17 protein-coding genes are annotated in these 21,399 nt (G+C 61.8%); 13 read left to right on the top strand and 4 right to left on the bottom strand.

Features of this window, described 5'->3' with window-relative positions; genetic code table 11:
• The first annotated feature begins 35 nt into the window (after positions 1-35).
• The 5 genes from MUM_RS0119720 to MUM_RS0119700 all read left to right on the top strand — a co-directional run bounded on the left by MUM_RS0119720 (position 36) and on the right by MUM_RS0119700 (position 7,327).
• Positions 36-1,289, top strand: coding sequence for an OprD family porin (locus tag MUM_RS0119720; protein ID WP_010173219.1), 1,254 nt, complete (start codon positions 36-38; stop codon positions 1,287-1,289).
• 222 nt (positions 1,290-1,511) lie between these two features.
• Positions 1,512-2,630, top strand: a complete 1,119-nt coding sequence (locus MUM_RS0119715; protein WP_029616011.1) for a succinylglutamate desuccinylase/aspartoacylase family protein — start codon at positions 1,512-1,514, stop codon at positions 2,628-2,630.
• Positions 2,631-2,779: 149 nt separating this feature from the next.
• Positions 2,780-3,973 (top strand): ornithine--oxo-acid transaminase, encoded by a 1,194-nt coding sequence (gene rocD, locus MUM_RS0119710; RefSeq protein WP_010173217.1) that lies wholly within the window; start codon positions 2,780-2,782, stop codon positions 3,971-3,973.
• Positions 3,970-6,621 carry an aconitate hydratase AcnA gene (acnA, locus tag MUM_RS0119705; RefSeq protein WP_010173216.1) on the top strand — a complete coding sequence of 884 codons (2,652 nt, stop codon included), beginning with the start codon at positions 3,970-3,972 and terminating at the stop codon, positions 6,619-6,621. The genes rocD and acnA overlap by 4 nt, the downstream gene beginning before the upstream one ends.
• A complete protein-coding gene (locus tag MUM_RS0119700; RefSeq protein WP_010173214.1) occupies positions 6,614-7,327 on the top strand; it encodes a transporter substrate-binding domain-containing protein in 714 nt (237 codons plus the stop codon). Before acnA ends, MUM_RS0119700 begins: the two co-directional genes overlap by 8 nt.
• Here MUM_RS0119700 and MUM_RS0119695 read toward each other — a convergent pair.
• The gene (locus MUM_RS0119695; protein ID WP_010173212.1) at positions 7,324-7,686 is read right to left on the bottom strand and encodes an NUDIX hydrolase; all 363 of its coding nucleotides are present in this window, start codon (positions 7,684-7,686) and stop codon (positions 7,324-7,326) included. The genes MUM_RS0119700 and MUM_RS0119695 overlap by 4 nt on opposite strands.
• 141 nt (positions 7,687-7,827) lie before the next feature.
• Between MUM_RS0119695 and MUM_RS0119690 the strand changes: the two genes are divergently transcribed.
• Both MUM_RS0119690 and MUM_RS0119685 read left to right on the top strand, forming a co-directional pair.
• Positions 7,828-8,808 carry a Gfo/Idh/MocA family protein gene (locus MUM_RS0119690; protein ID WP_010173210.1) on the top strand — a complete coding sequence of 327 codons (981 nt, stop codon included), beginning with the start codon at positions 7,828-7,830 and terminating at the stop codon, positions 8,806-8,808.
• Between the two features lie 37 nt (positions 8,809-8,845).
• A complete protein-coding gene (locus tag MUM_RS0119685) occupies positions 8,846-9,484 on the top strand; it encodes a ribonuclease T2 family protein (protein WP_010173208.1) in 639 nt (212 codons plus the stop codon).
• A gap of 6 nt (positions 9,485-9,490) precedes the next feature.
• On the opposite strand, the gene MUM_RS0119680 is transcribed toward MUM_RS0119685, so the two are convergent.
• The 3 genes from MUM_RS0119680 to MUM_RS0119670 are packed head-to-tail and all read right to left on the bottom strand — an operon-like array spanning position 9,491 to position 12,783.
• Positions 9,491-10,333 (bottom strand): metal-dependent hydrolase, encoded by an 843-nt coding sequence (locus tag MUM_RS0119680; protein WP_010173206.1) that lies wholly within the window; start codon positions 10,331-10,333, stop codon positions 9,491-9,493.
• A 15-nt stretch (positions 10,334-10,348) separates the two neighbouring features.
• The gene (locus MUM_RS0119675; protein ID WP_010173205.1) at positions 10,349-11,248 is read right to left on the bottom strand and encodes an SDR family NAD(P)-dependent oxidoreductase; all 900 of its coding nucleotides are present in this window, start codon (positions 11,246-11,248) and stop codon (positions 10,349-10,351) included.
• Positions 11,245-12,783, bottom strand: coding sequence for a flavin-containing monooxygenase (locus tag MUM_RS0119670; RefSeq protein ID WP_010173203.1), 1,539 nt, complete (start codon positions 12,781-12,783; stop codon positions 11,245-11,247). The genes MUM_RS0119675 and MUM_RS0119670 overlap by 4 nt, the downstream gene beginning before the upstream one ends.
• Before the next feature lie 302 nt (positions 12,784-13,085).
• Here MUM_RS0119670 and MUM_RS0119665 point away from each other — a divergent pair, with 302 nt between their 5' ends.
• The 6 genes from MUM_RS0119665 (at position 13,086) to MUM_RS0119640 (ending at position 21,318) form a co-directional block, all read left to right on the top strand.
• Entirely contained in the window at positions 13,086-14,084 is a 999-nt protein-coding gene (locus MUM_RS0119665) for an alpha/beta fold hydrolase (RefSeq protein ID WP_029616010.1), read from the top strand.
• Between the two features lie 317 nt (positions 14,085-14,401).
• On the top strand, positions 14,402-15,682 hold the full coding sequence (locus MUM_RS0119660) for an alkane 1-monooxygenase (RefSeq protein WP_010173199.1): 1,281 nt from the start codon (positions 14,402-14,404) through the stop codon (positions 15,680-15,682).
• Between the two features lie 146 nt (positions 15,683-15,828).
• Complete coding sequence (praA, locus tag MUM_RS0119655; RefSeq protein ID WP_010173198.1) at positions 15,829-16,323, top strand: alkane oxidation protein activator PraA; 495 nt, start codon at positions 15,829-15,831, stop codon at positions 16,321-16,323.
• Between the two features lie 131 nt (positions 16,324-16,454).
• Positions 16,455-16,958: an alkane oxidation protein activator PraB gene (gene praB, locus MUM_RS0119650; protein WP_010173196.1), complete on the top strand. Its 504-nt coding sequence runs from the start codon at positions 16,455-16,457 to the stop codon at positions 16,956-16,958.
• A 125-nt stretch (positions 16,959-17,083) separates the two neighbouring features.
• Entirely contained in the window at positions 17,084-18,490 is a 1,407-nt protein-coding gene (locus MUM_RS0119645) for an outer membrane protein transport protein (RefSeq protein WP_010173194.1), read from the top strand.
• Between the two features lie 290 nt (positions 18,491-18,780).
• Positions 18,781-21,318 carry an acyl-CoA dehydrogenase gene (locus tag MUM_RS0119640; RefSeq protein ID WP_010173192.1) on the top strand — a complete coding sequence of 846 codons (2,538 nt, stop codon included), beginning with the start codon at positions 18,781-18,783 and terminating at the stop codon, positions 21,316-21,318.
• Positions 21,319-21,399: the final 81 nt, after the last annotated feature.

Genomic DNA, 21,399 nt, shown 5'->3' with positions numbered 1-21,399 from the left:
ACCAACCCCCACCCCCACTGCCAGGAGCTAAAAAAATGAAAAAATCCCTGACTCAACTCATCACCGGCGTCGGCGTTGTCAGCAGCGGGCTGGTCCCGTCACTGGCCCATGCAGACTTCATCAAGGACAGCAGCGGTACGCTGGACTTGAAGAACTACTACTTCAACCGTGACTACCGCGAGGCGGCTTCCCAGTCGATGCGCGCCGAGTGGGCCCAAGGTTTTATCCTCGGTATCAAGTCCGGTTTCACCGAAGGCACCGTGGGCTTCGGCCTGGACCTGACCGGCATGCTGGGGGTGAAACTCGACTCCAGCCCGGGGCTGTCCGGTACCGGCTTGCTGCAGCGTGACAGCGACAAGAATGTCTCCGACGAGTACTCCAAGCTGGGGGTGACCGCCAAGGCCCGCTTCGCCCAAAGCGAGCTGCGTGTGGGCTACCTGGTGCCGGACCTTCCGATCCTGCAACCCAACACCAGCCGTCTGTTCCCGCAATCGTTCAGCGGCACCCAGTTGGTGTCCAACGACATCAGCAACCTGAAAATCACCCTCGGGCAGATCGACCAGGCCAAGGACCGTGACTCCACCAACTACGAAGACATGAAGCTGACCACGGTGAGCAAGGTCTACAAAAGCACCGCCCTGAGCGACCAGTTCCGCTTTGCCGGTGGCGACTATTCGCTGACCCCCAACACCTTGCTCAGCTACCACTTCGCGGCGCTGGACAGCATCTACCAGCAGCAATACGTAGGCTTCAAGAACAACTTCGGCCTGGGGCCGGGCACGTTGAAAACCGACGTGCGCTACTTCAAGTCCGACAAGGACGGCGCGGGCCTGGCGGGCAAAGTCGACAACAGCGCCTTGAGCAGCCGCCTGACTTACCAGTACGGCGGCCACAGCATCGGCGGCGGCTTCCAGCAGCAATACGGCACCACGCCGTTTACCTACCTGGATGGCTCCATCACCTACCTGTTCACCGAGTACCAGTTCAGCAACTTCACCCAGACCAAGGAGCGAGCCTGGCACGCCCGCTATGACTACAACTTCGCCGACCTCGGCTTGCCGGGCCTGCTGTTCGGCATCAAGTACGCCAAGGGTGATTCGGCCGAGGTGCTCGGCTTCAACCGCGAAGGCCGCGAGTGGGAGCGCGATCTGGACCTGGGCTACGTGGTGCAGAACGGGCCTTTCAAGGGCGTGTCAATGCGCTGGCGCAACGCGCTGAGCAAAGGCAACTACTTCAACGACGTTAACGAGAACCGCGTGATGCTGGGCTACACCCTGGCGCTCTGGTAACCACCCACTGTGGGAGCGGCGGTGCGACGATTCGACTTGCCCGCGATGGCGGTGGGTCAGTCACGGAATAGGCTGGCTGACCCACCGCCATCGCAGGCAAGCCAGCTCCCACACTGATCGGATTACCAGATCAAGATAGTGTGGGCCGCCCTTACAGACGATCACGCCGGCTCGTTAATATTTCTTCAGCGTTCATCACTCGAATATCGAGATTTCCGGTTTATGAAACTTAAATCACACCCCTTGCTGCAAGCGACACAAGGCACCCACAGGCACGTGGACAGTGAGCATTACGGTGCAATGGGTGCAGGTCGAAAAATCTATATCCAGGCGGCGCTGCATGCCGACGAAACCCCGGCGCTGCTGGTGGCCGCACAACTGCGCCGGCACTTGGTGGAACTCGAAAATGCCAACCGCCTGATGGCTGAAATCGTGCTGGTGTCCGTGGCCAACCCCACCGGGCTGAGCCAGTACATCATGGGCGCGCCCAGCGGACGTTTCGAGCTGGGCAGCGGGCGTAATTACAACCGGGGTTTCCCGGTGCCCTATCAGGCAATCGCCGACAAGATCGAACACCTGCTGGGCCAGGACATTGACGCCAACCGCCAACTGATCCGCCAGGCCTGGGGCGAATGCCTGCTGGACTCGCAACCGCTGGATGAATTCCAGTCGCTGCAACGTACCCTGATGCTGCTGGCCCACGACGCGGATATTGTGCTGGACCTGCATTGCTCCCGTGAGGCCTCGATGCACGTGTACACCGGTGAAGCCGTGTGGGCGACCGTGGAACCGTTGGCGCGCTACATCGGCTCCGAAGCCTCGTTGCTGGCCACCGACTCCCAGGCCAACTCGTTCGATGAGGCGCTGTACCTGCTGTGGGTCAACCTGCGTGAGCGGTTTGGTGCGCGTTTCCCGATCCCGGACAGCAGCGTGGCGGTGACCGTTGAGCATCGCGGCCAGCGGGATGTGTCCTATGAACTGGCGCAGCATGACGCCATGGCGATCGTTGATTACCTGACCCACCTGGGCGCGATTGAAGGCACGCCACGGCCATTGCCGGCGCTGCGCAACCCGGCGACGCCGCTGGCCGGCAGCGAACAATTTTATGCGCCATGCGCCGGGGTGCTGGTACACCGGGCGGCAGTGGGCAGCCGCATCGAGGCGGGGCAGGCGTTGTTCGATATTGTTGATCCCCACAGTGGGCAGGTCACGACGGTCAACAGCCACAACACCGGCGTGCTGTACATGCGCCGCGATGTGCGATTTGTGAAACCGGGCGATCCGCTGGGCCGGGTATCCGGGGCTACACCGATTCGCAGCGGCAAGCTCCTCAGCGCCTGACGCAGGACAAGTGTGGGAGCTGGCTTGCCTGCGATAGCGGCGGCATATTCGACATCAATGCCGCCTGATACACCGCCATCGCAGGCAAGCCCGCTCCCACATTGGCGTTGCGCTGTTCATTCATTATTTATTCGGCAGGACTTCCCACCATGCACCCCAACCCGGCAATCACCCTCGAAAACCAATTCTGCGCCCACAACTATTCCCCTTTGCCGGTGGTGATCGTCAAGGGCGAGGGCGTCTGGGCCATTGGCGATGATGGCAAGCGCTACCTGGACATGATGTCGGCCTATTCCGCCGTCAGCCACGGCCATGTCCACCCGCGCATTCGCGCCGCCGCCGTGGCGCAGATCGACAAGATCAGCGTGGTCTCCCGGGCGTTCTACAGCGAACCCCTGGGCAACTTCCTCAAGACCCTGTGCCGCATCACGGGCTTTGACTCGGCCCTGCCGATGAACAGCGGCGCCGAAGCCGTGGAAACCGCGATCAAGGCCGCCCGGCGCTGGGGTTATCGAATCAAGGGCATCCCGGCAAACCAGGCCAACATCGTGGTGGCCGACAACAACTTCCACGGCCGCACCTCGACCATCGTCGGCTTCTCCTCCGAGCCTGACTACAAGGCCGACTTCGGCCCGTTCTGCAACGGTTTCACCGAGGCGCGCTTCGGTGACATCGAGAGTTTTCGCCAGGCGATCACCGCCAACACCTGCGCGGTGCTGATCGAACCGATCCAGGGCGAGGCCGGCATTCGCGTGCCACCGGCGGGTTTCCTGCGAGAGCTGCGCCAACTCTGCGACGAGACCAACACCTTGTTGATCCTCGACGAGATCCAGTCCGGGCTGGGCCGCACCGGCAAGTGGTTCGCCTTCCAGCACGAAGGCATTCGCCCCGACGCGCTGATCCTTGGCAAAGCCTTGGGCGGCGGGATCATGCCGGTGTCGGCATTCGTGGCGGATCATTCGATCATGGACCTGTTTGACGCCGGCAGCCACGGCTCGACCTTTGGCGGCAACCCGTTGGCGGCGGCCATTGGCCTGGAAGCATTGAAGGTGCTGGAAGAGGAGGGCTTGATCGATAACAGCGCGCAACTGGGCCAGTACCTGGTGGAGCGCCTGAAGGCGATGAACTCGCCGGCCATTCGCGAGATTCGCGGGCGTGGCTTGTGGGTCGGCGTCGAGCTGGACCGCGATGCGCGGCCAATCTGCGAAGCGCTGTTGGCCGAAGGATTGCTGACCAAGGAAACCCACGAAAACGTGCTGCGCATCGCACCGCCATTGTCGATTACCCGCGAAGAACTGGACTGGGGCCTTGAGCGTATCGAGCGGGTATTCAAGCAGCTATGAGCGCGTATCTCAGTCACCTCGACATCGACGGCCAGCGCTTCGCCTGGATCGACCTGCACAAGCTGCTGAGCCCGGCGCAACTCCAGCGGCTGCCGTATTCCGTGCGCATCCTCCTGGAAAACATCGCCCGCTGTGCCCCGGCGTCGCTGCCCCAGGTGTTGGCGCGGGCCCTCGGCGAAGGGCCGGATTGCGAAGTGCCGTTCCAGCCCAACCGGCTGATGTTCCATGACACCACCTGCCTGCCGGCCCTGGCGGATTTCGCCGGGATGCGCGATGTGGTGGCCGAACTGGGCGGTGATCCCCGGGCGGTGAACCCGTCGATCCCGGCGGTGCTGACCATCGACCATTCGGTGATCGTCGAGCACTACGCCGAGGCGAATGCGGTGGACGCCAACCTGGACATCGACTTTCGCCGCAACAGCGAGCGTTACCGCTTTATCAAGTGGGCCCAGGCCAGCCTCGACAACTTCAAGGTGATCCCGCCGGGCACCGGGATCATCCACCAGATGAACATGGAGTCCATCGCCCAGTTGGTGTGGGAAAGCGCGCCACGCAACGGCCACGTGCTGTTGCACCCCGACTGCATGGTCGCCACCGACAGCCACACCCCCATGATCAATGCCATCGGCGTGCTGGGCTGGGGCGTCGGCGGGCTGGAAGGGCAGGCCGCGATGCTCGGTGAGCCGGTGCCGATTCCTTTCCCGCAGGTGGTGGGCATTCGCGTCACCAACGCCTTGCGCGACGGGGTGACCGCCACGGACCTGGCGTTGACGGTGACCGAACTGCTGCGCCGGCGCAGCATGGTCGGCAAGTTTGTCGAGTTCACCGGGCCGGGCCTGGCGTCCCTGAGTTGGGCGGCACGGGGCACCGTGGCCAACATGGCGCCGGAATACGGTGCCACCGTGGTGTTTTTCCCGTTTGATGACGAGACGCTGGCGTACCTTAACCTGAGTGCGCGGCCACAAGCCTTGATCAACAAGGTCTCGGCCTATATGGCGGCGCAGCCGCTGTGGCGCCGGGAGGGCGACCCCGAGCCAGTGTTTGATGAATGGATCGAGCTGGATCTGGCGCGGGTTGAACCCAGTGTCGCCGGCCCTCATCAGCCGCATCAGCGCCAGTCCCTGGCAGGCGCCGGGCCTTCGTTTCATCAGCACGTGAGCGCCGCCGAACAGGTGTTTTTCGAGCCGTCATTCCAGGTACCGATTACCCATGGCGCGGTGGTGATGTCGGCCATCACCAGTTGCACCAACACCGCCAACCCGGCGCAGATGGTCCAGGCCGGGCTCTTCGCCCGCAATGCCCGCGCCCGTGGGCTGACGCGCAAACCATGGGTCAAGACGTCGCTGTCACCGGGCTCGCGGGTGGTGGCCGATTACCTTGAGGCCGCTGGCTTGCTGGAGGATTTTTCCGCACTGGGGTTCGACCTGGCGGGCTTTGGCTGCATGACCTGCATCGGCAACTCCGGCAGCCTTGAACGCCATGTCGAGACCTTCGCCGAACAGGGCTTGAAAGGCGTGGTGGTGCTTTCGGGCAATCGCAATTTCGAAGGCCGGGTCAACCCGAAAGTCCCGGCCGGCTACCTCGCATCGCCCGCGTTGTGCGTGGCCTATGCGATTGCCGGCAGCATCGACATTGACCTGTCGGCCCAACCGCTGGCGATGGACGCTCACGGGCAGCCGGTGTTCCTGCATGAGCTGATGCCCAGCGAAGCCGAGGTGGCCGCGCAAGTGGCGGCGGTGGTGCGCCCGGCGCTGTTCCGGCAGCGCCAGCAACTGCTGTGGCAAGGCACTCACCATTGGCAAGCGCTGGAAGCCGGCGGCAGCGTGCAGTTTGCCTGGCATCCCGACTCCACTTACCTGCGCCGCCCGCAGTACCTCGCCGACGTCGCGCCGGTGCCGCCCGGTTCCTTGTCCATCAGCCGTGCGCGGGCCCTGGTGGTGTTGGGCGATAACGTCACCACTGACCATATCTCCCCGGCGGGCACGATTCCGGCCGACAGCCTGGCCGGGCACTGGCTGCAGGAGCGCGGCGAAGCGCTGGCGGACCTCAATCAGTATTCGACGCGGCGCAGTAACCACGAAGTGATGGTGCGCGGCGCGTTCACCAACCCGCGCCTGAACAACCTGCTGACGCCCGACCAACCCCCGCGCCAGGGCGTCTGGGCCTGGAACGCCGACCGCAGCGACTACCTGCCGCTGTACCTCGCCGCGCAAAGCTACACCGGCACGCCGACGGTCGTGTTCGCCGGGATCAACTACGGTGCCGGCTCCAGCCGCGACTGGGCGGCAAAGGTCCTGAGCCTGCTGGGGGTCAAGGTGGTGGTGGCCCGCAGCATCGAGCGGATTCACCGCAGCAACCTGATTGGCATGGGCGTGCTGCCGCTGGTCTTCGATGAAGGCGCGACGGTGCAGGACTTGCACCTCGATGGCCGCGAGTCCCTGAGCTTCCTCGGCCTGGATCACCTGCAGGTCGGCGAAAACCGGATCACCTTGCAGATTGACCGTACTAACGGTGAAACCACGCGCACCGCACTGACCTTGCGCCTCGACTCGCTGCAGGAGGTTGGTTACCTTGAACACGGTGGCGTCTTGCCCTTCGTCATTCGCAAGACCGTGCAAAGAACTGTTCAAGGAGCGCGTAATGATTGACCCGCAGGTACTGCAACAACTGGCCCCCGAGGGTGTGCTTCGGGCTGCCATCAACTTTGGCAACCCGGTGCTGGCCCAGCGCGGTGAAGGTGGCGAGCCCCAGGGCGTGTCGGTGGCGCTGGCCAGGGCCCTGGCCGATGAGTTGGGCGTGCGGCTTGAGTTGATCACCTTTGAAGCGGCGGGCAGGGTCTTCGCCGCATTGGCCGATGACCTCTGGCGCGTGGCATTCCTGGCCATCGAACCGGTGCGCGAGCAGGAAATCGCCTTCAGTGCGCCCTACGTGATCATCAAGGGCACGTACCTGGTGGCGGTGGATTCACCCTTGAGCAGCGTGTCGCAACTGGATGCTCCGGGCCAACGCATCGCCGTCGGCCAGGGCGCGGCGTATGACCTGTACCTGAGCCGCACGGTGCAGCACGCCGAACTGGTGCGCGCGCCGACCTCGGCGGGGGCCGTGGACCTGTTTATCGAGCAAGACCTGAATGCGGCGGCCGGGGTGCGGGATTACCTGCGAACCCGAGTGGATGAGCGCTGGCGTCTGCTGGAGGATGACTTCATGAGCATCAGCCAGGCCGTCGCGGTACCGGTGGCGCACGCAGCCGCTGCCGCGTTCGTCAAATCCTTTGTCGAACGGCAGAAAGCCAATGGTTGGGTAAAACAGGCGCTGTCGCGCAGCGGGCAAAGCCCGGAACTGGCGGCGCCTTAGAGGCGGCGCAGGAAGGATTTGACGATTTGCTGGGTTGCCTGGGTGGTGTCCAGGTCTTCCAGGCGCGTGTAGGGGTGCCATTGGCATTCCGTGATTTCACTCAGGGGCCGGGCTTCGTCGATATTCACCACCGACGCCTCGAACACATGGTGCAGCGTGTCGCTGGCCTTCAACTCCTGCAATAACAGCAAACCATCCACGTTCAGCCCGGTTTCTTCTTCCAGTTCCCGCGCGGCGGCGCCTGCCGGGCGCTCGTCGCGCTCGACCTTGCCACCGGGCAGTGCCCATTTCGATCGGGCTTTACGCACGAACAGGATGTGCCCGTCGTGCTCGCAAATCACCGTGGCCCTTATTTTCATCGTCTGTGCCCCTGCAGTTGGATGAATGTCATAAAAGTGTAATGCAATTGTCATGCTCAGTCTTTAACCGGCAGGGTGGAGAGGGCGCAGGAAAACACCGATACTGCCCCATCGAAAAAAACTCACTGCAAGGAGATACAGATGAACACCGTACGCTGGGGCATGATCGGCTGTGGCAGTGTCACTGAACTCAAGAGTGGACCCGCCTTCTACAAAGCGCCAGGTTCCGCGCTGGTGGCCGTGATGGGGCGCCGCGAGGAGGCGGTGCGCGATTATGCGGCACGCCATGGCATCGCCCGGTTCTACACCGACGCCCAGGCGCTGATCGACGACCCTGAAGTGGACGCGGTCTACATCGCCACACCGCCCGACAGTCACCTGGAGTACAGCCTGATGGTGGCCGCCGCGGGCAAGCATTGCTGCGTCGAGAAACCCATGTCGCTGAATGCCGAGCAAAGTGCGCTGATGCAGCGCACCTTTGAACAGGCCGGGCTGCACCTGTTTGTCTCCTATTACCGGCGTTCCCTGCCGCGCTTCCAGCAAGTGCGGGATTGGCTGCAGGACGGGCGCATCGGTGAGTTGCGCCACCTGACCTGGACCTTGTGCAAGCCGCCTTCCGAGGACGACGCCAGCAGCAGCAACTGGCGCACCGACCCGGCGATTGCCGGCGGCGGTTATTTTGCGGACCTGGCCAGCCACGGTTTTGACCTGTTCCAGTACCTGGCCGGGGATATCGTCGATGTGGCCGGGTTTACCGCGCGCCAGGCAGGGCGTTATGCCGCTGAAGACGCCGTGACCGCCTGCTGGACCTTCGCCTCGGGCGCGCTGGGCATGGGCTGCTGGAACTTTGTTGCCGACCGTCGCGAGGATTTGGTGGAACTGATCGGCAGCAAGGGCCGCATCACCTTCTCGGTATTCGATGAAGCACCGTTGCGCCTTGAGGCCGAGACCCGCGAGGAAGTGGAGGTGCCCAATCACGCGCATATCCAGTGGCATCACGTGCTGGGGATGAACGCGCACATTCGCGGTGAGAGCAAACACCCGGCGCTGGCGATCGAGGCGTTGAAGACCGACCGCGTCATGGACCGGGTGCTACAACGTAACCCCAACCTGGCTGTTTAACCGTGCTGGAATGTTGTCTTTTTAAAGGAATGAACAGATGAAATGGAACGCAGCCTGGATGGGGTTGTTTCTGGTGCTGGCGGGCGCCGCCACGGCAGCACCGCGGGCGCAGGGGCAGGCGGGGGAGTTTGATTTTTATGTGTTGTCGTTGTCCTGGTCGCCGACCTTCTGCCTGACGCATCCGGACGACCAGCAGTGTTCGGGCAAGGGCTACGGGTTTGTCCTGCATGGCCTGTGGCCGCAGTACGCGAAGGGCGGCTGGCCGGCGTCGTGTGAGCCGCAGTCGCGGTTGTCGGATGCCGACTTCGCCCGGGGCAGGACGATGTTTCCGTCGCCCAGGCTGCTCAGGCATGAGTGGGCTAAGCACGGCACTTGCAGCGGCCTTGAGGCGTCAGCCTATCTGGACAAGACCGATGCCGCGCTGGGCGTGGTCAAGATCCCGCAGCAGCTTGAGCCCTTCAACGTCCGTGGCGGCCTGGCCGCGCGGGACATCGAAGGGCTGTTTCGCGAGAGCAACCCGGCCATGGGCAACCACGGGATGGCCGTGATCTGCAAGGGCGCAGTGTTGACCGAGGTGCGGGTGTGCCTGACCAAGGACTTGGCGTTTGCCGGCTGCCCGCGCAGCGTCAAGAGCCAGTGCCGGGACGGCGAGATTCGTATCCCGACCCAACGCTGAGCGGATTCACGCGGACCCATAACCGTTATGGGTCTGCTCGATTTCCTCCACCAATCGGTCAATGCCCGCCAGGCGCGCCCGGTTGTCATGGTCCCAGGGATGAAACCCTGGCTTGAAGTAATGCAACCAGGGCAACGCCATGCGCGGGAACACGCCCTTGGGTCCGTAGAGAAACTTGAGCATCCGCCAGAAGCCCTTCAAATGCCCGCCCGAACGGCGGTCGGCAAACAGCAGGCGCAGGTGGAAATCAAAGATTACCAGCCAGAAGAGCAGCGTGGTGACGAGCATGGTCCCGGTGCGCAGCAAATACCGCTTGGGCCCGGGCTTGATCACGCGGTTCCACACATCAAACGCCACGGCCTTGTGCTCGGTTTCCTCCAGGGCATGCCAGTACCACATCTGTTGGTATCCCTTGACCGAATCACCAAACCGCGACGGGTCGCTGAGGAGGATTTCCGCGAGCATCGCGGTGTAATGCTCCAGGGCAATGGTCACCGCCAGGTTGAACGAGGCGGGCATGTACTTTTTTTGCGCGTCGAGGATCATCTTCAGTCGGCGATCCAGGGTATGCGCCGGCAGCCCGGCGGCTTGCAGCAGGTCGTTGTAGGCCACGTGCTCGCGGCTGTGCATGGCCTCCTGGCCGATGAACCCCTGGATTTCTTTCTTCAGTTCCGGCTCTTCGATGCGCTGGCGGTAATGGCGCACGCTGTCCATGAAGAACAGTTCCCCCTGGGGAAACAGCAACGACAACGCGTTGAAAAAGTGGGTGATGAACGGGCCTTGTTCATGCCAGTTCTTGATGCGTTCGGCCGGCAGGGCAAAACGAATATCGCGGCGAATCGGCAACATGATCGGTACTCCAGGTCAGAGACGGTGCTCTTCGTTGGTTTCAAGGACGGGTGACGGCGCGCTGCGTTGCTTGGGCGCCATGCGCTTGCTGGCGAACACCACCAGCGCTTGATAGGCCGCCGGCAGGCAGCGGGCGAGCAGATCCAGAAAGTAAGCATCGCGGCCAATCAGCACGCGGCGTTTGTTGTTGCGTACGCCGTGCAGAATGACCTTGGCGGCCTGGTCGGCGTCGGTGATGAACAGCTTTTCAAAGTCGGCCCGGGCCTGCTGTTCGCTGTGGATCAGGAAGCCGGTCATGTTCGCGTCGATCCGGCTGCTGCGGCAGATGTCGGTACGGATCCCGCCGGGATGCACGCAAGTGGCCGAGACCCCGCTTTTTTGCAGGTCGAGTTCCTGGCGCAGGGATTCGGTAAAGCCGCGCACGGCGAACTTGGTGGCGTTGTAGCCGCTCATGCCCGGCTGGGCGAACAGGCCGAATACACTGGAGGTGTTGACCACGTGGCCGTCGCCGCTGGCCTTGAGGTACGGCAAAAAGGCTTTGGTGCCGTACACCACGCCCCAGAAATTGATCCCGACGATCCACTCCAGGTCGGCGTAGTCCACGCCCTCGACGGTGCTCGACAGGGCCACCCCGGCATTGTTGAAGATCAGATTGATTTGGCCATGGTCGATGGCGCACCGGGCGGCCCAGTCCTCCATGGCCTGGCGGTCGGAAACGTCCAGCACCTGCGAGGTGACCAGCACCGGCGCAAGCACCTGGGCCTTGATCAACTCGACCGTCTGCTCCAGGCCCTGGCTGTTTTTATCGGCCAGCGCCAAGTGGCAGCCTTCACGCGCCAACGCCAGTGCCAACGCGCGGCCCATGCCCGAGGCCGCACCGGTAATCGCCGCCACGCGGCCGTTGAATGACTTCATGACAGGCTCCCTTCAGGGGTGGTGTGGGGCGGCGCCTCAGCAGGGCGCGGTGTGGACGGCAGCGGCGCCAGGCTGGCGACGTAGTCCTTGAGGGCAAAATGCCGGGTGACCTGCTTGAAGCGCCAGGTCGAGCCGGGCCACAGCGTGGTGTTCTTGCCGGTGCGCGGGTCGAGGTACCAGCTCTTGCAGCCGCCGGTGGACCAGATGGTGCCCTTGAGTTTGTCCTGCAGCCTGGCGTTGTAGGCCAGCTCCACCGTCGGCTTGACGTCGACCGTGGCGATGCGATGGCGCTGCATGTGCTGCAGGGCGTCGAGGATGTAGGTGACCTGGGCCTCGATCATCAGAATCATCGAGTTATGCCCCAGCCCGGTGTTGGGCCCGACGATCAGGAACAGGTTCGGATAGCCCGGCACTGTGGTGCCCAGGTAGGCGTGGGCGCCGTCTTGCCAGGTGTCCATCAGGTCGATGCCATGCCGGCCGATGATGCAGTTGCGGGGCAGGGGATCGGTGGCCTGGAAGCCGGTGCCGAAAATGATGCAGTCGGCCGGGTGCTTGATGCCGTCGGCGGTGATCACTCCGTCGGCCTCGATGCGCTGCACGTTGTCGGTCACCACTTGCACGTTGCTGCGCGACAGCGCCGGGTAGTAGTCGTTGGAGATCAGCACACGCTTGCAGCCGATGGTGTAGTCGGGCGTCAGGGTCGCGCGCAGGGAAGGGCGGGCCACTTGTTTGTGCAGGTGGCGCAGGGCGATTTTCTGCACCATTTTCATCAGGCCCGGGTGCCGGGCAAAGCCCACCACGCGACCTTCCAATGCCCAGTAGAACGCCCCGCGCACCAGGCGCTGGGTGAAGGGCAGGTGCTTGAAAGCCCAGCGTTCGAGGCGTGAAATCGGCCGGTCGGGCTTGGGCATGATCCACGGCGGCGTGCGTTGGAACAGGTCCAGGTGGGCCACCTGCGGCGCGATCTGCGGCACGAACTGAATGGCACTGGCGCCGGTGCCGATCACCGCCACGCGTTTGCCTTTCAACGAGTACTCGTGGTCCCACTGCTGGGAGTGGAAGCGTTTGCCCTTGAAGCTGTCCAGGCCGGGAATGTCCGGCAGCGCCGGGCGCGACAGGCCGCCCATCCCCGACACCAACACCCGCGCGCTGACCTGGCGGCCATTGCTGAAACTCAGGCTCCAGCGCTGTTGCGCCTCATCAAACACGGCCTTCTGCAGGCCCATGCCGAACCGCAGGAACGGCGCCAGCCCGAAGCGCTGTGCGCACTGTTCCAGGTAGGCGCGAATCTCCGCCTGGGGCGCAAATTGCCGCGTCCAGTCCGGGTTGGGCGCAAAGGAAAACGAATAGACATGGGATTGCACGTCGCAGGCGCAACCGGGGTAGTGGTTGTCCCGCCAGGTGCCGCCGAGGGAGTCGGCTTGCTCGGCAATAAAGAAGTCGCTGAAGCCGGCTTCCTTGAGTTTGATCGCCATGCACAGCCCGGCAAATCCGGAACCGATGATGGCGATGTCGACGGTGTCATGGGCATTCATAGGCTGTCCCTCGTGGGCTGCTGGCGCCTTACGGGTTTCGACATCGATGTGCTCCTTGTTTTTGTTTTGTCTTTTTAGATAGAACACCATTGCAAAGAAAAATTGAATTATTTATTTTAAAAAAGATTTTAAATAATCTACCTGAAAATATCGTCTAGGCTACGACCCAGTTCCTCAAGTGCGACTTATCCGACGGACGAGAGCTTTACGCACGCAGTTAAGGTCCAGGGGTGGACGATGGCTGAGGTCTTGACCAATACCGGTCGGGCCGCCAGCAACGCAGGGATGCAGAGGACCGAGCTATGGCTGTCGAGTGGGTTGTCGCTGCGGGTGTGTGTGTAGGGCTGAGCGTAGTGTTGTGGGCCTTCAGTGCCCGGATGACACGGCGTATAGAAGCTGCTGTTCCGATCAACGGGCGCTTTCTGGAGATCAATGGCGAGCGCTTTCATTATGTAGACGAGGGCAAGGGTCCGCCGCTGGTGATGATCCACGGGCTGATGGGCAGCAGTCGTAACCTGACCTATGCCTTGTCTGCCCAATTGCGTGAGCACTTTCGGGTGATCACCCTGGATCGTCCGGGTTCGGGTTATTCCACCCGGCATGCCGGCACCGCCGCCGACCTGCCGGGACAGGCCCGGCAAGTCGCCAGCTTTATCAAGACGCTGGACCTGGATAAGCCGCTGGTGCTGGGACATTCCCTCGGCGGGGCGATTTCCCTGGCGTTGGCACTGGACCATCCCCACGCGGTGTCCGGATTGATCCTGGTGGCGCCGCTCACCCATCCTCAGCGCATGCTGCCTTTGGTGTTTATGTCGTTGGCGATACGTCCCGGATGGTTGCGGCGCTTCATCTCGCACACCCTGACCATGCCCCTTGGGATGTTGACCAAGGAGGCGACCGTCAAAGGCGTGTTCGCCCCCGACCCGGCCCCGGCAGACTTTGCCACCCGCGGTGGCGGGCTGCTGGGCATGCGGCCCGATAACTTCTATGCCGCCTCCACCGAGATCAACCTGGTCAACGATTTCCTGCCGGACATGGTCAAGCGCTACCCGCAGCTGACCTTGCCGATCGGGCTGATCTATGGCGCGCAGGACAAGGTGCTGGACTTCCGCAAACACGGCCAGGCCCTGGCCAGCCGGGTGCCGGGCCTGAAGCTGCAGTTGGTGGAAGGGCGCGGGCACATGTTGCCAATCACCGCCACCGAGCGTGTCGCAGCGGTGGTCGAGCAGGTGGCCAAGCGCGTCCGGCCTCCCGAAAGCGCCACGGTTTTGCATCCGCCGTTTGCGTTGGCGAGCAAATAATTGTGCTACCGAACTCGCGGTTCGACCCCGTCAATGCTTGCCCTAGACACCTGACCAAACGGCTGAAAAACAGACTGCCCGGTCACGTTCAAAAGGGTTCAAAAATTTAGTTGACGACCTAACGATTCCGCGCTATTTATTTAAAAAAATATTTCAATGTCTAATTTGAAATAATTTTTGAAATGCCTAAGAGCGAATAAAATAATGAAAAAAACGCCTTTTATCGCATGGTTGAATTCTCGGAGCTGTCACCGCTCCGTGTACCTGTTCAGTGTTGATTTTTGCTCCCTGCCCACCTGCCTCGTGCGGAGGCTGCCATGAATCAGACCCTGGCTGCCCCGAATGTCTGGACCGACGGCAAGCGCCACCTGTGGTGGCTCGGCATCATGCCCCTGGCAACCCCCTTGCTTTCCGGCGCCCTGGCCATCACCACCGGTGTGCAACAACTGTGGTGGGTCGGCGTACTGGTGATCTTCGGCCTGATCCCGTTGATCGACGGCCTGCTGGGTGAAGACGTCAGCAACCCGCCGGAATCCGCCGTCAGCAACCTCGAATCCCAAAGCTACTACCGCTGGATCGTCTACACCGGCGTGCTGTTCGTCATCTCCTCGGTGGTGATCACCGGGTGGCTGGCGGCAGGCGGCATCGACTGGATCATCAGCGGCGGCCTGTTGAATGCCACCGCCACCCTGGACCCGTCGAGCTGGCTGGCGAAAACCGCCGCCTTCATCACCGCCCGCACCCAGCTGCATGGTGAGATCAGCTGGTTCACCTACCTGGGCATGGCGATGTCCACCGGCGCCGCCACCGGTATCGCCATCAACACCGCCCATGAGCTGGGGCACAAGCCGCGCCTGCTGGAAGTCGTCCTGGCCAAGATCACCCTGGCGCCGACCTTCTACGGGCACTTCTACACCGAACACAACCGGGGCCACCACGTACGCGTCGCCACCCCGGAAGACCCGGCCAGCTCGCGGTTGGGGGAGAGCTTCTGGGCCTTCCTGCCACGCTCGGTGTGGTTCAGCGCCCGCTCGGCGTGGAACCTGGAACGTGAACGCCTGCGCAAACTCGGCCTGCCGGCCTGGCACTGGAAGAACGCCGTACTCAGCGCGTGGATGTACAGCGTGGTGTTGTGGGGCGCGATGATTGCCTGGCTGGGGGCGGCCGTGATTCCGTTCCTGATCATCCAGGGCATCTACGGTTTCTCGCTGCTGGAAGTGGTGAACTACGTCGAACATTACGGCCTGAAGCGCCAGAAGTTGCCCAACGGTCGTTATGAGCGTTGCTCGCCGCGGCACTCGTGGAACAGCAACCGGATTGTGACCAATATCTTTCTGTTCCAACTACAGCGTCATTCCGACCATCACGCCAATCCAACCAGAAGTTATCAGTCCCTGCGTCACTTTGATGAATCGCCGCAACTGCCATACGGTTATGCCAGCATGATTGTCTGGGCCTATGTACCGTACTTGTGGCGACGACGCATGGACCATCGGGTACTTAATCATTATGCCGGGGATATCACCCTGACCAATCTTCAACCTTCACAGCGTTTGAAGTATCTGGAGAAGTACAGCAACACCGCCAGACCCTTCTAATGTAAAGCAGTCAGTTGTAAGGCGTACTCGGGATCTGTGTATCGCGCAGGTTTTTATCGCCCTGAATAACCGGTTTCGAGTACGCCTTAGTTGCAAAAAGTTTGTTTGACCCGAACAAAAATAAAATTAAGGGAAGGACGTACACCATGCAAACCCCTGCCAAGTTTACGACGCATATTGTATTGGCCGCCCTGGGCCTGATTGTTTACCACCAGGCCCAGGCTGCCCGTATCGAACCCGCCGGCAGTGCGTTTACTGCCCAGGGGCCCATCAGCTTTTCCAAGGGCGCGCTGATCAGCGCGGACTGCACCATCAAGGTCGCCGGCAAGGTCGCGGCGGATGGCTCGTCGGTGAATGTCGACAAAGTTGAATTCGACGGCGGCCTCAAGTGCAGCCGGGTGGAAGCGATCAACTTGCCGTGGGTATTAGTGGCCAAAGACACCAAGAGCGGCTCGATGTCGAAGATTGCCGTGGATGTGCACGCCTTTGGCCTGGGCGGCAAATGCGGGCCCTCTACCGCCGACGGTACCTGGGATAACGCCACCGGCAAGTTGGAAGCTGTCAATGTGCCGATCGGCGAAGACTGCAAGATCAAGACGGTGTCGATCAAGATGCCGCCAAGTTTCAAAGTGGTTGAGTAACAGTTGGATGTTGTAGCGGTAATTGAATTGAAATTTGGCTGGAAAGGGAAGTTCTGCAGATTCACCGTGACCTCTCGATCATGGCCATTACCCCTGGCGAAATGACTCGCCATAACATGTGAGGAAAAATAATGAAAAGCTTGAAAACCCTCGTTTGTGTAGGTTCGTTTGCGTTGTGCTTCGGCGCAGCCTCGATGGCCAATGCTGCCTATACCATTGCTCCGGCAGGTTCGGCCTTCGGAACTACCGGCAGCATTACCGTGAAGTCGCCGGCGTCGCTGCAGCAGCCTGTAACTTGCAATATTGCTTTCGCCGGGCAAGTGGCGGCTGATGGTTCCTACGCTCAGATCAACAGTGCGACCGTCACGGGCAGCAACCCTCTGTGTGGTGTTCCAAAACTGCTGAACCTGCCATGGAAACTGCAAGTGACCGCCGGTGCCAACCCAAGCTATACCGGTACCGTGTCGGTGAACTTCTCGGTTGTCTCGAGTTGTGCGTCGGCTGCCGTGCCAATCGCAGTGACCTGGAACAACGGCTCCAACCTCCTGAGCATTGCGACACAACAGACAGTAGGGTCTTGCACCATTACCGCGCTGACTGCAACGCCGAACCCAGCATTCGTCATTTCGCCATAAGTACCGCTCTGCGCAAGACGTGATGATCACACGTTGGAACAAGCAGGTGCCTCGTCAGAGGCACCTGTCGAGGTAAGCCCGATCGGGGTTAACGCCCGTGATGGAAAAATAATAAGGAGTGGGGCATGAATAATAAGAAACAACAGGCTCAAGCGTTGCTCAGCCTGGCATTGCTGGGCGGGCTCATGGCAGCGGCAGGGTCGGTCCAGGCCGGCGGCTTCGCGACTCCGACCTATGGTGCCCAAGGGTGGGGGCGTGCCTTCGGGGGTGGTTCGCTGTTTCAGAACGATCCATCAGCGGCGTTCAACAACCCGGCGGCCATGGCCTTTATTGATCGCAACGTTGCCGAACTCACCGTTAACTATGCGCGGATCAACGTCAAGTACAAAGGAACCGAAAAGGACTATGCCGGCAATGCGCCGCAACTGGTTGACCCGGATACTCAGATCGGCACGCCCAATGACAACAAAGGCGGGCAGGGCGGCTTCACGGCTTGGGTACCGACCGGATTTGCGGTGATGCCGATTGGCGATCGCTTCGCCTTTGGTCTGAGCCAGGTGGTGCCCATGGGTGCACGTACTACATGGGATTCCGACTGGATTGGAAGAGATTTTGCAGTCGACACGCGCATTGAAACGGTTGGCCTGACGGGCGCGCTGTCGTTCAAGGTGAATGATCAGTTTTCCATTGGTGGTGGTGCAATTGTTCAGCACACCAAAGGCTTCGTCAGTCAGAACATAGACCTGTATGCCGCGGCGGCCGTGTCTCCGATCGGCATTCCGTTTCCTTCCGGCGTCGGCCATTCGTTGATGCGCGTCAAGGTCGACAATACCTCTGTCGGCTGGTTTGGCGGCCTGGCCTGGAAGCCTACAGACAAAGATACCTTGGGCCTGGCCTACCACGCCAAGATCAAGAACAAGCTGGAAGGCAAATACAATATCTACGCTGACCCCTTGAGCCAGTCGCTGATTGAAGGCGGTCTCCCAGGTCTTGCCTACCCGGGTCTGGACCTTAAGCTCAATGGTGCCAACGCCACCACACAACTGGATATCCCGGCCAACGCCACCATCGACTGGGTCCACCAGTTCAATGACCGTTTCAGCCTGGGTGCCAGTGTCATGTGGACCCAATGGTCGTCGTTCAAGGCGCTGACCTTGAAGTCTGACGGTAACCAGATTGTGTCGATTCCTTACAACTACAAGGACGCCTGGATGGTCTCCCTCGGCGGCGACTACAAACTCACCAACGACCTCACACTGCGCGCCGGTGTCGCCACCGACCAGACGCCAACCCGCAACTCCACCCGTGACCCACGTATCCCGGACGGTGACCGGATCTTCACTTCCCTGGGCTTTGGTTACAAAGTGCGCGCGATTCCGGGGTTGGGTATCGACGGTTCCTACTCCCACCAATTTGTGGAAAAAGCCAAGCTGCAAACCCACAACCAGGACCGTCTGGGCGCTGCGACCCTGGATGGCAAGGCAGACGCGTATGGGGACGTGGTTAGCATGGCGATCTCCTACGAGTTCTGATCCACCGTTGTGACGGGTGTCGGTGTAAGCCTGCAGTCAGCGCATCTTTCTGCCACGTCTCACACTGACATTGCATCGACGGGTCGCCCACGCGACCCGTTCCGATCCCTTTCCCACTGACCCGGCCGGCTGATCCATTCAGCCGTTGATTTTTTCGCCCAAGCATTAAATAAAAATTTCAAAACAAAATTTGAATTTATCTTTTCAAGTTTGTAGTGTGGCTTTACGTCACAGGTCATTCCGATCTGCTTGGGCGTTGGCCGTACCCTGAATTGAGTAGAGGTATCCCCATGGTTATCTGGTTATTGGCGGGACTCGCAGCAGCGATTGCCCTGGCGTATCGACAAGCCGCTGCCACCCTCTGGCTGGGTGCAGGCCTGGTGTGGTTGGCGGTCGGTTACCTGTTCAACGTGGTCGCCGGTTTCGGCGCCGGCGTAGTAGCGGTGCTGGTGCTGTTGCCCGCGCTGCTGCTGACGATCAAACCCCTGCGCCGCGCCCTGTTGACCAGCAAGGCCCTGGGCCTTTTCCGCAGCATCATGCCGGCGATGTCCGACACCGAGCGCGCCGCGATCGAGTCCGGCACCGTGTGGTGGGACGCCGAGCTGTTCAGCGGCAAACCGCGCTGGGAACGCCTGCTGCAAGCGGCGCCGGCGAGCCTCAGCGCTGAAGAACAGGCGTTCCTCGACAATGAAGTCGAGACCTTGTGCGACATGTCCAACGACTGGGAAACCACCCAGATCTGGCAAGACATGTCCCCCGAAGGCTGGCAGTACACCAAGGACGCCGGTTTCCTCGGCATGATCATTCCCAAGGAATACGGCGGCAAAGGCTTCTCCCACTATGCCCATTCCCAGGTGGTGATGAAGCTCTCGACCCGTTGCTCGGCGGCGGCGATTTCCGTGATGGTCCCCAACTCCCTGGGCCCGGCCGAACTGTTGCTGCACTACGGCACCGACGCCCAGCGCAACTACTACCTGCCACGCCTGGCCCGTGGCGAAGACATCCCGTGCTTCGCCCTGACCAGCCCGTATGCCGGCTCCGATGCGGGGGCGATTCCGGACCTGGGCATCGTCTGCAAAGGCCAGCATGAAGGCGAGGAAGTGCTGGGTTTTCGCGTGACCTGGGACAAGCGCTACATCACCCTCGGCCCGATTGCCACGGTGCTCGGCCTGGCCTTCCGCGCCGAAGACCCGGATGGTTTGCTCGGCCAGCCTGGCTCCCTGGGCATCACCTGTGCGTTGATCCCCACGTCCCATCCGGGCGTAAACAGCGGCCGGCGTCACTGGCCACTCAACGCCGTATTCCAGAACGGCCCGACCACCGGCAAGGACGTATTTATCCCGCTGGAATGGGTGATCGGTGGCCGCGAGCAAGTCGGCAACGGCTGGCGCATGCTGATGGAATGCCTGGCCGCCGGCCGGGCGATTTCCCTGCCATCGGCCAACGTCGGCCTGGGCAAAGTGGCCGTGCGCGGTACTACGGCCTATGCGGCAATGCGCAAGCAGTTCGGCCTGCCGATCGGCAAGTTCGAAGGCGTACAGGCGCCCCTGGCGCGCATGGCGGGGCATCTGTATGCCTGCGACGCGGTGCGCAAGGTCTCGGTGGCTTCACTGGATGCCGGTGAAAAACCGTCGGTGATTTCGGCCATTGCCAAATATCACGTCACCGAGCGGGCACGCATCATCGTCAACGACGGCATGGATATCGTCGCCGGCAAGGGCATCTGCATGGGCCCCAACAACTTCCTCGCCCGTGCCTACCAGCAAAGCCCCATCGCGATCACGGTGGAGGGTGCGAACATCATGACCCGCTGCCTGATCATCTACGGCCAGGGCCTGATCCGTTGCCATCCCTATGTGTTCCGCGAGATGGAAGCGGCGCGCAACACGGACCGGCGCAAGGCCCTGGTGGACTTCGACAGCGCGATGTTCGGTCACCTGAGCTTTGTGCTGGCCAATACCGTACGTGCAGCGGTGCATTCGCTGACGGGCGGACGGCTGATTTCCGTGCCGGGCAAGACCGACCCGGCGCTGGCGTCCTACTACCGCCAGGCCAATCGGCTGTCGGTGGTGCTGGCCCTGATCTCGGACATTTCCATGGGCGTGCTGGGCGGTGCCCTCAAGCGCAAGGAAAGTATCACCGGGCGGCTGGGGGACATTCTGTCCCAGCTGTACATCCTGTCCTGCGTGCTCAAGCGTTTTGAGGATGATGGCCGGCCCCAGGCCGATTTGCCGCTGGTGCATTGGGCGGCGCAGGACGCGTTGCTGCGTGCTCATGAAGCCCTGGCTGAAGTGCTCGATAACTACCCGTCGAAAACCGCCTCGGCCGTGGTGCGTGGCCTGACGTTCCCGTTCGGTATCCCGCAGCGCAAACCATCGGATCGCCTGCTGGCCCAAGTGGCAGAGCTGGTGCAGATCCCGGGCGAGACTCGTGACCGCTTGCTGGGCAACTCCTATATCCCGCGGCCGGAAATCGACAAGCTCGCCTATGGTGAATTGGCTTTGCGCCTGCTGCCGCAGGTGGAGCTGATCGAGGCGCGGCTCAAGGGCGCGATCAAGCAAGGCCTGATCGAACCGATGCCGATTTCCGGCGCGGCGTTTACTCCGTGGCGGGTCAAGGCGCGGGCGCTGGACCTGATCAGCGAGGACGACGACAGCTTGCTGGCGCGCTACGTGGAATACGGCGATCACGCGATTCAGGTGGACGACTTCCCACAGGACTTCGGTTTGCTGGAAGCCTTGCAACAGCGCCAGCAGGCGCTGGAACAGGCCGCCAAACCGAGCGCAAGACGCCGCGCCAGCCAAGGCGAAAACGCGCCGGTCAACTGACTGGAACTGGAGGAACACGGTCAATGTGGGAGCTGGCTTGCCTGCGATGCAGACGCCGCGGTGTATCTGAGACTACCAAGG

The organism is Pseudomonas sp. PAMC 25886, assembly GCF_000242655.1.
GTDB lineage: Bacteria > Pseudomonadota > Gammaproteobacteria > Pseudomonadales > Pseudomonadaceae > Aquipseudomonas.
This window is presented reverse-complemented; position numbering and strand designations above follow the sequence as displayed.